This is a genomic window from Pseudomonas sp. PS01303 (assembly GCF_029959385.1).
GTDB classification, from domain to species: domain Bacteria; phylum Pseudomonadota; class Gammaproteobacteria; order Pseudomonadales; family Pseudomonadaceae; genus Aquipseudomonas; species Aquipseudomonas rustica.
This window is the reverse complement of record NZ_JASCPK010000129.1, coordinates 1-16,693: the sequence shown is the minus strand read 5'-3', so window position 1 is coordinate 16,693 and position 16,693 is coordinate 1. Positions and strand designations below refer to the sequence as shown.

Annotated in this window: 7 protein-coding genes; 5 read left to right on the top strand and 2 right to left on the bottom strand. The window is 62.5% G+C overall.

All coding sequences use genetic code 11. The features are described 5' to 3' along the window. The first annotated feature begins 182 nt into the window (after positions 1–182). Both QMX93_RS24480 and QMX93_RS24475 read left to right on the top strand, forming a co-directional pair. Positions 183–356 (top strand): DUF1427 family protein, encoded by a 174-nt coding sequence (locus QMX93_RS24480; protein WP_082341460.1) that lies wholly within the window; start codon positions 183–185, stop codon positions 354–356. A 31-nt stretch (positions 357–387) separates the two neighbouring features. Further along, positions 388–1,344, top strand: coding sequence for a zinc-binding alcohol dehydrogenase family protein (locus QMX93_RS24475; RefSeq protein ID WP_282358253.1), 957 nt, complete (start codon positions 388–390; stop codon positions 1,342–1,344). A 143-nt stretch (positions 1,345–1,487) separates the two neighbouring features. Here QMX93_RS24475 and QMX93_RS24470 read toward each other — a convergent pair whose 3' ends face one another. Together QMX93_RS24470 and QMX93_RS24465 are read right to left on the bottom strand one after the other, a co-directional pair. Further along, entirely contained in the window at positions 1,488–1,835 is a 348-nt protein-coding gene (locus QMX93_RS24470; protein WP_159815629.1) for a DUF6124 family protein, read from the bottom strand. Between the two features lie 293 nt (positions 1,836–2,128). Beyond that, entirely contained in the window at positions 2,129–3,097 is a 969-nt protein-coding gene (locus tag QMX93_RS24465) for a nucleoside-specific channel-forming protein Tsx (RefSeq protein WP_282358252.1), read from the bottom strand. Between the two features lie 549 nt (positions 3,098–3,646). Between QMX93_RS24465 and QMX93_RS24460 the strand changes: the two genes are divergently transcribed. From QMX93_RS24460 to mnmH, 3 genes are all read left to right on the top strand, one after another. Continuing rightward, on the top strand, positions 3,647–14,170 hold the full coding sequence (locus QMX93_RS24460; RefSeq protein WP_282358251.1) for an autotransporter-associated beta strand repeat-containing protein: 10,524 nt from the start codon (positions 3,647–3,649) through the stop codon (positions 14,168–14,170). A 288-nt stretch (positions 14,171–14,458) separates the two neighbouring features. Beyond that, positions 14,459–15,493, top strand: a complete 1,035-nt coding sequence (gene selD, locus QMX93_RS24455) for a selenide, water dikinase SelD (RefSeq protein ID WP_159815627.1) — start codon at positions 14,459–14,461, stop codon at positions 15,491–15,493. Next, positions 15,493–16,596 carry a tRNA 2-selenouridine(34) synthase MnmH gene (gene mnmH / locus QMX93_RS24450; RefSeq protein ID WP_282358250.1) on the top strand — a complete coding sequence of 368 codons (1,104 nt, stop codon included), beginning with the start codon at positions 15,493–15,495 and terminating at the stop codon, positions 16,594–16,596. Before selD ends, mnmH begins: the two co-directional genes overlap by 1 nt. Positions 16,597–16,693 lie beyond the last annotated feature (97 nt).

Genomic DNA, 16,693 nt, shown 5'->3' with positions numbered 1-16,693 from the left:
CGATAGCGGTGTGTCTGTTTACGTACGAGTGACTGACACACCGCTATCGCGAGCAGGCTCACTCCTACAAGGGATCGTGTTGGTTCGGCAGGTTTGTCCGATATTCAGAAGTCCTTGACCGACGCCATCCAGCCCACCTCCCTACACTCTGCCCATTCCTTTCAAACGGCAGAGTTCTCCCCATGAACTACCTGATTTCGCTGGCCATCGGTCTCGGCGTTGGCCTGTTGTACGGTGCGCTCGACTTCCGTTCTCCCGCGCCGCCGGCCATCGCGCTGGTCGGTCTGCTCGGCATGCTTGCGGGTGAGCAGCTGTGGCCGATGGGCCGGCAATGGGTCGCCGCTTGGTTGTCCTGAATCTTTCTTTTTTCCTTCGGTGGATCACTCCATGAAAGCACTGCAATTCGATAAAACCGGCGACCTGTCCTCCCTGCGCTTCGTCGACGTGCCGACCCCGGTTGCTGGCGCCGATGAAGTCCTGGTGCAGATCAAAGCGGCCGGGCTCAATCCCAGCGATGTGAAAAATGTGCTCGGACGTTTCCCTTACACCACGTTGCCACGGATTCCCGGGCGCGATTTCGCCGGTGTCGTGGTCGAAGGCCCGCAAGCGTTGATCGGTCAGGAAGTCTGGGGCACGGGCCGTGAGCTGGGCTTTTTCGCCGACGGTTCCCACGCGCAATTCGTCAAACTGCCGGCCAACGGAGTCGCCCTCAAGCCGTCGCGTCTGAGCTTCGCCCAAGCCGCCAGCCTCGGCGTGCCGTACACCACGGCGTGGGATGCGTTGGAGCGCAGCCTCGTCAAAGCCGACACGCGTTTGCTGGTGATTGGCGGCGGTGCGGTCGCCACAGCGGCATTAGCGCTGGCCAAAGTGCGCGGCGCAAAAACTCTGGCAGCGGCGCGGCGTCCGGAGCAGGTGGCGGAGTTGCAAGCGCAGGGCTACCAGACGATTCAACTGGATAAACCCGAAGACCTCGGTGCGCAGGTCAACGCGGTGTATCAGGGCGGCGCTGAAGTGATCTTCGACACCACCGGTTTCTGGCTGCCCGCTTCGGTGGCGGCGCTGGCAATCTTCGGCCGAATCGCAATCATCGCCGCACCGGTGGACGGCCAAGTGCAGTTGCCGGCACTGGCGTTGTATCGCAAGGGCGGTTCGGTGGTCGGCGTCAACACATTGCTCTACGGCGTCGAAGCCTGCGCAGCGATGTTGAACCAGTTCGGCCAACTGTTCGATGAAGGCTCGCTGCCGTTGCCGCAAGGCCTGGTCGAATCACCACTGGCCGACGGCCTGGCGCGCTACACCGAAGTCAACGAGGGCGGCGGCGACAAAATCATCCTGATTCCCTGAGCCACCCAAATTCCCCTGACAACGCAAAACCTGTAGGAGCCGAGCTTGCTCGCGGAAACGGTGGATCAGCCAACCTCTCAGTCGACTGACCCACCGCCTTCGCGAGCAAGCTCAGCTCCTACAAGGGACTGTGTCGTCTGGGGTTACGCGGGCACTTCCAGATTATCCAGCGCCCGATTCACCGCCAGTTCCCCGAGCATCACCACCTGCTGAATCCCCAGCAACGTGTGGCGATACGGCGTGTCGAGCGCCGCGGCAAAATCACTGAGCATCACACTCGCCGAAGCCATCGACTCACACGCGTGGGCCAGCAGATCTTCGGTTTTGATATTGGGCGCGATGACGAACATCAGGCTCGGCAGACGCGGATCATCGTGAGTCGCACCGGGGCAGAGGTAGTGATCGAGCGCGCGTTCGGCGGCGTCGTGGAGTTTGCGTGAATGGGGGGATTCGTAGGGGGACGTGGTGTCGGTGGGTGTTGGTTTCAACATGATGTAGCTCCTCGATTGTTGGAGCCTCGATTGATCCGGGCTGCGAAACCCGATCGCTGATTCGTCAGCGACCTACAAACGATAAGGCCCGTCCCCAAGGCGCACAAGCCGGCGGATTCTGGCGTAGCTGTAGGCAATGGCGCAAGGTTGTGTAGCCTCGGAGAGTTTCTGCAGGTGTCTGTTAAACAACTGTGTTTAACATCAAAAGATCGCAGCCTTCGGCAGCTCCTACAGGGGGAACGCGAATTCTGTGTAGGAGCTGCCGAAGGCTGCGATCTTTTGATCGGTGTCCCTTAAAACTGGTAGCCCACGCCCGCGTAATACCCCCAGCCATTCGAGCGCGCACGGAAGTTGCCGTCGCCAAAATTCAGCTCGCTGCCGTCTTCCCAATTGCCGCCATTGTGGAAATACCGGCCCACCAGCGTGAAGCGCAAATGCGTGAACGAGTACAGCAACACATTGGTCGCCACCGTCGCATTGGCTGTTCGCGCCGGGTTGTCTTTGTGGATGTCGGAGCCGAAGTCGAAGTTGGTGAAGCCGATGTAGGTCAGTGAGGCGCCGTTGCTGAATTTGTCGATGGGCACGATGTATTTGAGTTGGGCGCGGTAGCCGTCCCACGAGTATTCGTTGCTCGCGCCGTAGTTTTCCCACTGATAACGGCCGTAGAGGTTGGCCGACAGGTTGACCCGCGAGTGCGTGTCGATGTCGGTGCCGAAACCGCTGTAGAGGGTGTTGGCGCGGTTTTCCTTGCGGCTGCCGTGGTCGTAGATCCAGTCGAACGCGACGTACCATTCCTTGAACGGGCCGATGGCCAGGCTGCGGCCGGCGAGGTAATCGATGGAGATGCGCGGTTCGTGTTCCATGAACAGCGGCGAGCCGTGATCCCACACGCCTTTGTCGTGACTGTTGCCGATGTTGAAGATCTTCGGGATGTCGACGTAGCCGTACAGCTCGAACGGGCCTTTGCGGCCGAAGTACTCGTATTCCAGATAAATGTCGTCAGCGGGTTGCGGGCCGAAGCTGATGTCTTTGCTGCCAATCAGCATCAGATCCTGGTTGTACCAGTCCGACAGGTACGCGCCTTTTTTCGGTGGACTGGCTTCCGGGCTGAGGGCTTCGCCTTGGGCGGATTCTTCCGGCAGAACGGGCTGAGCGGGTTGCGCGAAAACGCTGTGGCTGAGAAGTCCGGTAACGCCGGTCAGTAGCAAGGAAACAGTCAGCGTGCGCGCAAACGGAGCGCGAGGGGGGAGTGCGGCGTGCATTCAAAGTCCTTTTTTGCAGATCAAGGCCCGGCGTTCTGCGGGTCTGTAGGGTTTTGTTACGAAAATGCCGTGATTGACGCTGCGCAAACGTTTGCACAAGGCGTACCAATTATTTCAACAGGCTGAAATATTGGGGGTTTTACGGATATTTTTGACGGAGTGGTCAGTCGAGTAGGTCGCCACAAAATTCATGCTTGGAACGAGCCCTGTGGTGAGGGGATTTATCCCCGACGGGGCGCGCAGCGGCCCCAAAAAGCCAAGGCCTGCTGCGCAGTCCATCGGGGATAAATCCCCTCACCACAAAGGCCATCCCACAGGTTTCATATCAGCCTCAAGAGCCGTGAGTACGGGTCAAAAGGCTTATTCCAGACTGCTCTAGCACCAAAGTATTAATGCCATTTAACCAATGCCCCATCGCAGGGCATCAACTAGCGTGTGTCAGGAATAGAACGGTTTTGTAATGACCGTCGCAGTCTTGATTCGCGTGTCGAATAAGCCGCTGCTTGTCCACGCCGTCAAGGAAGAATCTGGCCATACAAGGAGTAGCCCGTGGAAGCAAGGTTTGGTGTCGCCCTCGTCTCGCGTTTTTCCCCTCTTTCCCTTGCTGTGCATTTGAGCGTCGCCGGACTGTTGTTCGGCGGGGTGAGCGCGCCCGCGCTGGCCACGTGCTCCACGGCCGGTTCGATCGTTACGTGTACGGGTGTGCCGCCATTGCCACTGGTTCCCAACGACTTCGCCAGTGCCACTAACAATCTGACGGTCAACGTCAACAGCGGCGCGCAGATGAACGCGACCCTTGGCGGCCATGTGATGGATTTGACCGGGGTCAACATCACCCTGAACAACTCCGGCATCATCGACCCGGCAGTCCTCGGTCTGGTCTCGGTTTTGAGTGGCGGGGCATTCATCGGCAGTGGCGCTACCAGCACGGTCAGCGTGCTCAACAACGCTGGCGCGATCATGCGGGGCACCGGGATGTTACTGGGGCTCAACCTGACCAGCATCGACGGCCTGGCCCTTTCGGTTAACAACGCGGCAACCGGCACCACCAGCATCACCAACAACGGCACCATCACCTCGACCGGACTCTCGATCGGCGGCATCACGTTGGCGGATACCCCGGTGATCGGCGTCTATGGTGGTTCACAAGTCAACATGACCAACAGCAACACCGGCGTCATCAACGGCCGAATCGCATTCGAAACGTCGGCGGCGGGCAACACCTTCTCTAACTCCGGTGCGATTACCGGTGGTGTGTCGATGGGCGCGGCGAGCACCAACACTTTTACGGCAGTGACCGGTTCTTCGGTGCAGGTTGGTGATGGTGTACAGATCAGCGTCGGCCTCGGCGGTCTGGTTAATATCAACCTGACCTTTGCGCCAACCGGCACGGTCGATGGCGGTGCGGGCGGCACCAACAGTCTGATCTTGCAAAATACTGGCGGCGTCGGCGGCGGTATCACCGAGACTGGCACGGCGTCGAGTGCGACCTACGTCAACTTCAACAATCTGACGATCAACAGCGGCACCTGGACGTTGCAGGGGCCATTGGTCAGTGGTGCGACCACGCTCAATGGCGGTATCGCGAACTTCAATAACAACGCCACGTTCGGCAGCGGTGTGCTCACCTCCAACGGCGGGATTCTGCAGGCGAGCAATGCCGGGTTGAATATCAGCAATCTGATTTCCCTCGGTGCTGGCGGCGTCACGGTACAAGGCGGCAATGCCACCACCCTGAGCGGGGTGATTTCCGGCAGCGGCGGTTTCACCAAGGCCGGTACCGGCCAACTTAACCTCGGCGCCGCCAACACCTATCTGGGCAACACCACGCTCAATGGCGGCACGGTGCAAGTCAGCAATAATCTGGCATTCAGTGCCGGCACCCTCAACGTGACCGGCGCGACAACCCTGAGCGCACCGGGCACGATCAGCCTGGCCAACGCCATCAGCCTCGGCGGCACACTGACCGCTGGCGGTACCGGCGCACTGACCCTCGGCGGCTTGATCAGCGGCAGCAGCGGCTTGACCAAAACCGGCACCGGCAGCCTGACCCTCAGCGGCGCCAACGCTGGTTTCACCGGCACCACCACCCTCAGCGCCGGCAGCCTGCTGGTGACCAACAACAACTCGCTGGGCAGCGGTGTATTGAACACCGCCGCCGGCACCAGCCTCGACAGCACCGCCAACGTCACGCTGGCCAATAACATCGGCATGACCGGCGCGCTCAACGTGCTCGGCAGCAATGCCTTGACCCTCGGCGGCGTGTTGAGCGGAACCGGCGGCATCACCAAATCCGGGACTGCCAGCCTGACCCTGACTGGCAACAACACCAACAGCGGCAACACGCTGCTCAATGCCGGCAGCCTGCTGGTGGGCAGCAATACCGCGCTGGGCACGGGTGCGCTGAATACAGCCGCCGGGACCACGCTGGATGCGACGGCGGCGGTGACCCTGGCCAACGCCGTCGCGGTGACCGGGGCGCTGACCGTTGGCGGCACGCAGGCACTGGGCCTGAGCGGCGTCGTCAGCGGCGCCGGCAACTTGATCAAGAACGGCACCGCCAACCTGAGCCTCAGCGGCAACAACACTTTCTCCGGCGGTACCGCGCTCAACGCCGGCACATTGATTGTCGGCTCCAACACCGCGCTGGGCACCGGCGCGTTGACCACCGCAGCGGGCACCACTCTCGATGCCAGCACGGCGGTCGCACTGACCAACGCAGTTTCGCTGGGCGGCAATTTGAACGTCGGCGGCAGCGCCAATCTGACCCTCGGCGGCATCGTCAGCGGCAGTGGCGGGCTGACCAAAAACGGCGCGGCCAACCTCATTCTCAATGGTGCCAACACCTTCCTCGGTGCCATTGCGCTGAACGCCGGCACCATCACCGCAGGTGCCAACGCGGCGCTGGGCAGCGGCAATATCACCGTGGGCGGTGTGGCTACGCTCGACAGCAATGCGGCAGTAACCTTGAACAACGCCGTCATTCTCAACAACAGCCTGGGGATCGGTGGCAGCAACGGATTGACCCTCGGCGGCGTGATCAGCGGCGCCAGCCAACTGGTGAAAAACGGCGCCGCGAATCTCACGCTTAACGGCAGCAACACCTACAGCGGCGGCACCACGCTGAATGCCGGCAGCCTGACCGTCGGCAACGGCGCAGCACTGGGCACCGGCGCCTTGTCGGTGGAAGGTGCGGGCACGCTCAACAGCAGCGCTGCCGCCACCCTGAACAACAACGTGATTCTCAACGCCAACCTCACCGCCGGCGGCGCTAACGCGCTGACCCTCGGCGGGGTGATCAGTGGCAGCAACGGTCTGATCAAAACCGGCGCTTCGAGCCTGACCCTCAACGGCAATAACACTTACACCGGCACCACGGCACTGAACGCCGGCTCGCTGATCGTCGGCTCCAGCACCGCCCTCGGCACCGGCACACTGAACGCCTCGAACGGCACCACCCTCGATGCCAGCGCCGCCGCGACGCTGGCCAACAACGTCAACCTCGGCGGCACCTTGACCCTGGGCGGCAGCAATGCGCTGACCCTCGGCGGTGTGGTCGCCGGTATCGGTGGATTGACCAAGAACGGCGCTGCCGACCTGATCCTCAACGGCGCCAACACTTATTTTGGCAACACGGCGCTGAACACCGGCAAACTGACCGTCGGCAGTAACACCGCGCTGGGCTCCGGCACATTAAACGCGGCGGCCAACACTTCGCTGGACGCCAACACGGCCGTCAGCCTCAACAACGCCGTGGCGCTCGCCGGTGCCTTGAACATCGGCGGCACGGCGGACATGACGCTCACTGGTCTGGTCAGCGGCGCCGGCAGTCTGGTGAAAGACGGTGCGGCCAATCTGATTCTCAACGCGGCCAACAACTACCTGGGCGGCACCACGTTGAACGCCGGCACCTTGACCGTCGGCAACAGCTCGGCGCTCGGCTCCGGGGCATTGACTGTCGCTGGCGCTGCAACGCTGGACAGCAATTCGCCGCTGGTTAATCTCGGCAACGCTGTCACCCTGAATGCCGGACTGACCGTGGGCGGTACACAGAACCTGACCCTCGGCGGCGTCACCAGTGGCACAGGTTCACTAATCAAAAACGGCGCCGCTAACCTGACCCTCAACGGCAACAACACTTTCAGCGGCGGCACCACTCTGAATGGCGGCACGCTGACCCTGGGCAATGCCAACGGCCTGGGCAGCGGCGCATTGGTCGTCGGTGGCGCGGCAACGCTGGATAACAGCGCTTCGTTCGGCATCGGTAACGCGATTACGTTGAACGCCGGGCTGACCGTTGCCGGCAACAATGATTTGAGCCTGAACGGCATCATCGACGGCGCCGGCAGCCTGACCAAAAACGGTCTGTCGGATCTGACTCTGGCGGGCAACAACACCTTCACCGGCGCGCTGAACATCGTCTCCGGCAGCGTCACCACGCTCAATGCCAACGCTCTGGGCAACGCCTCCGGGGTCAACATCAGCGCCGGCGCCGGGCTGAATCTGGGCAGTGATGCCAGCCTCGGCGCGCTGACCGGTAGCGGCAGTGTGCAACTGACCGGCAGCAATCTGCTGACCGTCGGCACCGGCGACGTCACCAGTACGTTCGACGGCGATCTCAGCGGCAGCGGCGGCCTGGTCAAAGTCGGCACCGGCACCCTGAACCTCACTGGCATCAACGGCATCACCGGCAACACCGCGATCAACGGCGGCATCGTCGATCTCAGCGGTTCGCTGGCCAGTGCACAGGTCAACGTCAACACCGGCGGTACGCTGACCGGCACCGGTTCGGCGATTGGTAGCGTCAACGTCAATAGTGGCGGCCATCTGGCGTTGTCCTCGGGCAACCAACTGTCCGCCGGTGCGCTGACCCTCGCGGCTGGCAGCAATGTCGATGTGGCACTGGGCACACCGTCGACCACCTCGCTGATGAATGTCGGCGGCAATCTCTCCCTCGACGGCAATCTCAACGTCACTGACGCGGGTGGTTTCGGCGTCGGCGTGTATCGCCTGTTCAACTACACCGGCGCCCTGACCAATTTGGGTCTGGATGTCGCCAGCGTGCCGGTCGGCTACGGCCTCGGCGATTTGGTGGTGCAGACTGGCGTGGCCAATCAGATCAATATTCAGGTGTCGGCGCCGAATTCCAATATCCGCTACTGGGACGGCAGCCAGACCATCGCCAACGGTGTGGTCGACGGTGGCAGCGGTACGTGGAATGCGGTCGGCACCAACTGGACCGACGCCAATGGCTTGGTCAACCAGCCGTGGGCCGGCGACTTCGCAGTGTTCCAGGGCACCGCTGGCACGGTGACGGTGAACGGCACGCAATCGTTCACCGGCATGCAATTCCTCACCGATGGCTACAACGTGGTTAACGGCGCGGCGGGGCAACTCACAGCGGTCAACGGCACCGGTGGCACCACTTCGTTGCGCGTTGATCCGGGTGTGACCGCGACCATCAATGCCAATATCGACGGCAGCGGCATCCTCAACAAACTCGACGCCGGCACGCTGGTACTCGGTGGTGCCAACACTTATACCGGCGGCACGCAACTCGACGGCGGCAAACTCATTGTCGGCAGCAACACCGCGCTGGGCACCGGCACATTGACGGCGAATGCCGGCACGCAACTGGACAGCAACGCAGCCGTGACGCTGGCCAACGCTGCGACACTGAATGGCAACCTCACCGTGGTTGGCAGCAATGCGTTGACCCTCAATGGCGTGATTGGCGGCACTGGCGGCCTGATCAAAACCGGCACAGCGAATCTGACCCTTGGCGGCAACAACGCCTTCCTCGGGCCGGTAGCGCTGAACGCTGGCGGGCTGATTCTGGCGTCGAACTCGGCGCTCGGTTCGGGCACTTTGAATGCGGCGGGCGGTACCACGCTGGATGCGAGCACGGCAGTGTCGCTGAACAACGCGGTCAACCTGGCCGGCAATCTCGGCATCGTCGGCACGGCGGATCTGACCCTGGCCGGCACGGTCAACGGTGCCGGCAGCTTGGGTAAAAATGGCGCGTCGAACCTGACACTCAGCGGCAACAACAACTTCCTCGGCGGCACCACTCTCAATGCCGGCACCCTGACCGCCGGCAGCAACTCGGCGCTGGGTCTGGGCAACCTCACCGTCGCCGGTGCCTCGGCGCTGGACAGCAACAGCGCGCTGAGCCTGGGCAATAACATTGTGCTCAACGCCAACCTGAGCAACACCGGCAGCAACAACCTGACGCTGGCGGGTGTGGTCAGCGGCGCGGGCGGACTGATCAAGGACGGCGCGTCGAACCTGACCCTCAACGGCATCAACACCTTCACCGGCGGCACCACGCTGAACGCCGGTACGCTGACCCTTGGTACCGGCGGATCTCTGGGCAGCGGCGCGCTGACCGTGGCCGGTGCCTCGACCCTCGACAACTCGGCGCCACTGGTGCTGGCCAACAACCTCAACGTCAACGCGAATCTGGCGCTGGCCGGTAACAACAACCTGACCCTCGGCGGTGTGATCGCCGGCGCCGGCACGCTGACCATAAACGGTCTGGCCGACGTGACCCTGAGCGGCAGCAACACCTTCAGCGGCACCTTCGATGTGGCATCCGGCAGCCTGACCACGCTGAGTGGTGCGGCGCTGGGCAACAACGCCTCGGTTAATCTCGCTGGCGGCGCGGCGCTGAATCTCGGTGCTTCGGGCAGCCTCGCCAGCCTCACCGGCAGCGGCACTGCGCTGATCGGCACCGGCAATACGCTGAGCCTCGGCGGCAACAACGTCAGCAGCACCTTCGCCGGCATTCTCAGCGGTGACGGCGGGCTGAGCAAACTCGGCACCGGCACGTTGACCCTCAGCGGCATCAGCGACCTGACCGGCGACACCAATGTCAACGCCGGTACCTTGCAGGTCGACGGTTCGCTGGCCAGCGGCAATGTGCTGGTCAACAACGGCGGCACCCTCGGCGGCAGCGGCACGTTGACCGGAGCCGTGACGGTGGCCGATGGCGGTCATCTGGCGGGTGTCACCGGCAGTACGCTGAACGTGAGTTCGCTAGTGCTCAACGGCAACTCCAACTTCGACGTTGGCCTCGGCACACCGGTCTCCGGTGGCGGCAATGCGCTGGTCAATGTCGGCGGCAATCTGACCCTCGACGGCACCCTCAACGTCAGCGACATCGGTGGTTTCGGCAGCGGCGTGTATCGCCTGATCGACTACACCGGCGGCCTGACCGACAACGGCATGCTGATCGGCACCGTGCCGGGCAGCGTCACCCCCGGCGATTTGACCCTGCAAACCGCGCTGGCCAATCAGATCAATCTGCTGGTCACCGCGCCGGGCGTCACCGTGCAGTTCTGGGACGGCAATCAATTGGTTGCCAACGGATCGGTCGAAGGAGGCAGCGGTACTTGGGGCACTGGCACCACCAACTGGACGGACGTCAACGGTACGACCAATCAGGCCTGGACCAACAACTTCGCAGTGTTCCAGGGCGCGGCGGGCACAGTTACGGTCAACGGCGCGCAAACCGTCACCGGGCTGCAATTTGTCACCGACGGCTACAGCCTGCAAAACGGCACGGCCGGTTCGCTGAACCTGGTCAACGGCTCCTTGGGCAACGCCACTGTGCGTGTTGACCCGAACGCCACCGCGACCATCGGCGTAGCGCTCAACGGCGCCGGCACGCTGGGTAAATACGACACCGGTACGCTGGTGCTCAACGCGGCCAACGGTTACACCGGCGGCACGGCGCTTAACGGCGGCAAGATTGTCGTGGGCAACGACGCAGCGCTCGGCACGGGCGTATTGACCGCCGCCGACGGCACCGCGCTGGACAGCAACGCGGACATCAGCCTCGCCAACGATGTGCTGCTCAACGGTGGCTTGAATATCGCCGGCAGCAACGCCTTGACCCTCGACGGTGATGTCAGCGGCAGCGGCAGTCTGATCAAGTCTGGCACTTCGAGCCTGACCCTCAACGGCAACAACACTTACAGCGGTGGCACGCAACTCGCCGACGGTTCGCTGGTGCTGGGCAATAACAGCGCCATCAGCAGCGGTGCCTTGAGTGTGACCGGCAACGGCACTCTCGACAGCACCTCGGCGCTGCAACTGGCCAACGCGATCAACCTCGGTGCGCAACTGACCCTGGCCGGTAACCAGGACACCACACTGCTCGGCGCGATCACCGGCACCGGCAGTCTGCTGAAAAACGGCACGGCTGATCTGACGCTCAGCGGCGCCAACACTTACAGCGGTGGCACCACGTTGAATGGCGGCAACACCTTCGGCGACACCAGCAGCCTGCAAGGCGCGATCGTCAACAACGCGACGCTGACCTTCGAGCAAAACGCCGATGGCAGCTACACCGGCAACCTCACCGGCACTGGCGAGCTGAACAAAACCGGTACCGGCCAATTGCTTCTGACCGGCAACAACGGCTTCACCGGCAACACCTCGGTGCAGGCGGGCAACCTGAGCGTCAACGGCGTGCTCAACAGCGCCAACGTCGCGGTGGCCAGCGGTGCCAGTGTTGGCGGCAGCGGCACGCTCGCTGGCAACGTGCAACTGGCCGACGGCGCAACATTGCTCGGTGGCGGCGCAGCGGCGCCATTGTCGGTCGGTGCGCTGAGCTTGTCCTCGGGCACTAACCTGGACTTCAGCCTGGGTTCGGCGGCGAGTTCCACCACCGTGGTCAACGTCGCCGGCAATCTGACCCTCGACGGTACGCTGAACATCAGCAACGCCGGCGGCTTCGGCACTGGCGTCTATCAACTGTTCAGCTACGGCGGCAGCCTGACCGACAACGGTCTGGTCTATGGCAGCCTGCCGGTGCCGGTCGACAACCTGACGCTGCAAACCGCGATTGCCAATCAGATCAACCTGCTGGTGCAAAACGCCCCGGGTGAAGTGCAGTTCTGGAACGGCGGCAAAACCAATCCGGACGGCACCATCGGTGGCGGTAGCGGCGTGTGGGGCCCGGACACCAACTGGACTGACCCGACCGGTACTCAGGCGCAAGGTTCGACCGGTCAATTCGCGGTGTTTGGCGGCACGGGTGGCACGGTCACCGTGGTCGGCAATCAGCAATTCACCGGTATTCAGTTCCTTGCCAACGGCTACAACCTGACACCGGGTGCGGGCGGCACGCTGACCCCGGTCAACGGTGCTGACGGCAGCCTCGCACCGGTGCGGGTCAATGCCGGGGCCAGTACGGAAATTGCCGTGCCGCTGGTGGGCACCGGGGGTATCGAGAAACTGGATTCCGGCACGTTGATTCTCAGTGGCGCGAATACTTACAGCGGTGGCACCACCATCAGCGGCGGTACGCTGATCGGTAACACCACCAGCCTGCAAGGCAACATCCTCGACAACGCTGCCCTGGTGTTCCAACAGAATGTTAATGGCGCTTTCAACGGTACGCTCAGCGGCACCGGATCGATTGCCAAGCGTGGTGACGGCACGCTGTTGTTGACCGGTAATCAACCGTTCAGCGGCACGGTGGCGGTCGATCAAGGTGTGCTGCAAGTGGGCAGCCGCGATGCGACGGCTTCGCTCGGTGGCCAGGTGACGGTGTCCAACGGTGCAGGTCTGAGCGGCAACGGCAGCGTCGGCTCGGTCGTCAACCACGGTGTGGTGGCGTCGGGCGGCGACGCGGGCAATCTGAGCGTCGCCGGCAACCTGACCAACGCCGCAGACGGTGTGCTGGCCCTGACGGTCAACTCGCCAACCGCCACGCCGCTGACTGTCGGCGGCACGGCGGCACTGGACGGTGGTCTGCAAGTGACAGCATTGGCGCCGTTCACGGGCGCCACCACTTACACGCTGATCACGGCGGGCGGTGGTGTCACTGGCACCTTCAGCGCAGCGGATCTGCCGCAATACGCCTTCCTCAGCACCGCGCTGGTGTATGACGCCAATGCGGTGAACCTGGCGGTCAGCCGCAACGGCAACTCGTTTGCCGATGTCGCTGCCACCGGCAACCAAAGTCGTACTGCTACCGCGCTGGACAACAATGGCCCGGCCGGCGCCGAGTTGCAGAACCAGATCATCAACCTCAGCGTGGCCGGTGCGCGCAATGCCTTCGACAGTCTGTCCGGGGAGATTCATGCCAGCACCGCCAGCGCGATGCTTGAGGATTCGCGTTACGTTCGCGAGGCGGTCAACGATCGCATGCGCCAACCGTCGTGCAGCGCTGCGGATGATCCACGCCGCGCGCTGGCGCCAAGTGACAATCAATTGAGCAGCAACGGTTGCCACGGCGAAATGGTCGGCTGGGCGCGCGCACTCGGCGCCTGGGGTGAATCGGATGGCGACAGCAACAGCGCCAGCCTCGATCGCAACCTCAGCGGCTTCATGCTCGGCACCGACAAGCAACTCGACGATTCGTGGCGCTTGGGCATGGCGGCCGGTTACACCCGCAGCGACCTCGATGCCCATGATCGTCAGTCGGATGCCACGGTCGAAAGCTACCACCTGGCGGCGTACCTCAACTCGCAGTTCGATGCACTGGCGGTGCGCCTCGGCGCGGCGTACAGCTGGCACGACATCGAGACCAAACGCGACGTCAGCGTCGGCAGCTACAACGATCGTCTGGAAGCCAACTACGACGCACGCACTGCGCAAGTGTTCGGTGAGGTCGGTTACACCGTCGAAGCGGCCGGCATCGCGCTGGAGCCGTTCGCCGGTCTGGCATACGTCAACTACGACAGCGACAAGGCCAAGGAAAAAGGCGGGGTAGGGCGTCTGAAGGCGGAAGCCGATCAGGACATCACCTTCTCCACCCTCGGCCTGCGCGCCGGCAAAGTCATCACCCTGGCCAACGGCGGGCAATTCACCCCGCGCGCGGCCATCGGCTGGCGCCATGCCTTCGGCGACACCAAACCGGACGCTGACCTGACGTTTATCGACGGCGGCGCCTCGTTCAGCACCCAAGGCGTGCCGATCGCCAAGGACAGCGCGATCGTCGAAGCGGGCGTCGACTTCCAGATCAGCCCGACCGGCAAACTGGGCATTGGTTATTCGGGGCAACTGTCGAATGACAACAATGACCATGCGATGACGGTGAGCTTTAGTCTGGGTTTCTGATTAGGGTTGAAGCACCTGTTTAACCGCCCGCAAGGGCGGTTTTTTTTGGTCCGCTACAAGGGTCAGGTCGTACCCCTGTGGCGAGGGGATTTATCCCCGTTGGGTTGCGAAGCAGCCCCAAAACCATTCACATCGGTGTGTCAGAAAAATTTGGTTGTCTGGATTTGGGCCTGCTGCGCAGGCCAGCGGGGATAAATCCCCTCGCCACAGGGGCCTTCACTGACGCCACAAAATCTGCGGCCCCGCGCTCTGCTAGAATCCGCCCCATTCACTGCCAGAGATTCCCACATGAGCGAGCCGATTCGTCTGACCCAATACAGCCACGGTGCCGGTTGCGGCTGCAAGATTTCCCCGCAGGTGCTGGAGGTGATTCTCGCCGGCAGCGGTGCGCAGAACCTTGATCCGAAACTGTGGGTCGGCAATGCCTCGCGTGACGATGCTGCGGTGTACGAGATCGATGCCGAGCGCGGTGTGGTGTCGACCACCGACTTTTTCATGCCGATCGTCGACGACCCGTTCGACTTCGGCCGCATTGCTGCGACCAACGCGATCAGCGACATCTACGCGATGGGCGGCGATCCGTTGATGGCGATTGCGATCCTCGGCTGGCCGGTCAATGTGCTGGCGCCGGAAGTCGCGCGCGAAGTGATTCGTGGCGGCCGCTCGGTGTGCGACGCGGCGGGGATTCCGTTGGCGGGCGGGCATTCAATCGATGCGCCAGAGCCGATTTTCGGACTCGCCGTTACGGGGCTCGTGGAAAAACGCCACATGAAGCGCAACGACACTGCCACCGCCGGTTGCCTGTTGTACCTGACCAAACCGCTGGGGATCGGCATCCTCACCACCGCCGAGAAGAAGGGCAAATTGCGCGCTGCTGATGTCGGCGTGGCTCGCGACTGGATGTGCACCTTGAACAAACCCGGCAGCCGCTTCGGCAAACTCGCTGGCGTCACGGCGATGACCGACGTCACCGGTTTCGGCCTGCTCGGCCACCTGGTTGAAATGGCTGACGGCAGTCAACTGACCGCGCGCATCGCCTACGATAAAGTGCCGCGTCTGGACAGCGTCGAGTATTACCTCGATCAGGGCTGCGTACCCGGTGGCACGTTGCGCAATTTCGACAGCTATTCAAGTAAGGTTGGCCGCGTGCAGGAGCTGCACAAACGCGTACTGTGCGATCCGCAAACCAGCGGCGGTCTGCTGATTGCCGTGACGCCTGAAGGCAATGACGAATTCCTCGCCGTCGCCGCCGAACTGGGTCTGAACCTGGCGCCGATCGGCGAACTGGTTGAGCGACAGACGAACGCAGTCGAGGTGATTTGATGCTCCGCGACTGCACCGACTATCACGATATTTTCCTCAACGACCGGCCGCTGATGGATGCCCGCGCGCCGGTCGAGTTTCACAAAGGCGCATTTCCCGGCGTGATCAACTTGCCGCTGATGAACGACCTCGAACGGCAGAAGATCGGCACCTGCTACAAGCAACACGGCCAGCAGGCGGCCATCGAGTTGGGCCATCAATTGGTGTCCGGTGCGGTGAAGGCCGAGCGCATCCAGGCCTGGGCCGATTTCGCCCGCGCCCATCCTGAAGGGTTTATCTATTGTTTTCGCGGTGGCCTGCGTTCGCAGATCACTCAGCAGTGGCTGCGTGATGAGGCGGGCATCGACTATCCACGCGTTGGCGGTGGTTACAAGGCGATGCGCAACTTCCTCATGGACACCACTGAGCAAGCTATCGAGCAATGTGATTTCGTCCTGCTCGGCGGCATGACCGGCACCGGCAAAACCGAAGTGCTGTTGCAGTTGCGCAATGGTCTCGATCTGGAGGGCCACGCCAATCATCGCGGTTCGAGTTTCGGCAAACGCGCCACCGGGCAGCCATCGAACATCGATTTTGAAAACCGTCTGGCCATCGACATCCTCAAGAAGCGTGCTGCCGGGATCGAGCAGTTCGTGCTCGAGGATGAGAGCCGGGTGGTCGGCAGTTGTGCTTTGCCGCTGCCGCTGTATCAGGGCATGCAGCAGTACCCGATGGTCTGGCTGGAAGACAGTTTCGAAGATCGCGTCGAGCGGATCCTGCGTGATTACGTGGTGGATCTGTCGGCGGAATTTGTGGCGGTGCACGGGGAGGAGGGGTTTACCTTGTTCTCGGAGCGGCTGCTGGAGAGCCTGAACAACGTGCAGAAGCGTCTCGGTGGCGAGCGGCATCGGCGGTTGCTGGTGTTGATGGAGGAGGCGCTGATCGAGCAGGGGCGTAGCGGGTCGGTGGATCTGCATTGCGGCTGGATCGAAGGGATGCTGCGCGAGTATTACGACCCGATGTATGTGTTTCAGCGCGAGAAGAAGGGCGGGCGGATTGAGTTTGCCGGTGAGAGCGGGGCGGTGATTGAGTATTTGCGGGGGCGGGTGAGTCAGAAGGATTGATGTTGAATTGACTGGCCTCATCGCGAGCAGGCTCACTCCTACAGGGGGAACGCATTTCAACTGTAGGAGTGAGCCTGCTCGCGATGGGGCCGCGTCA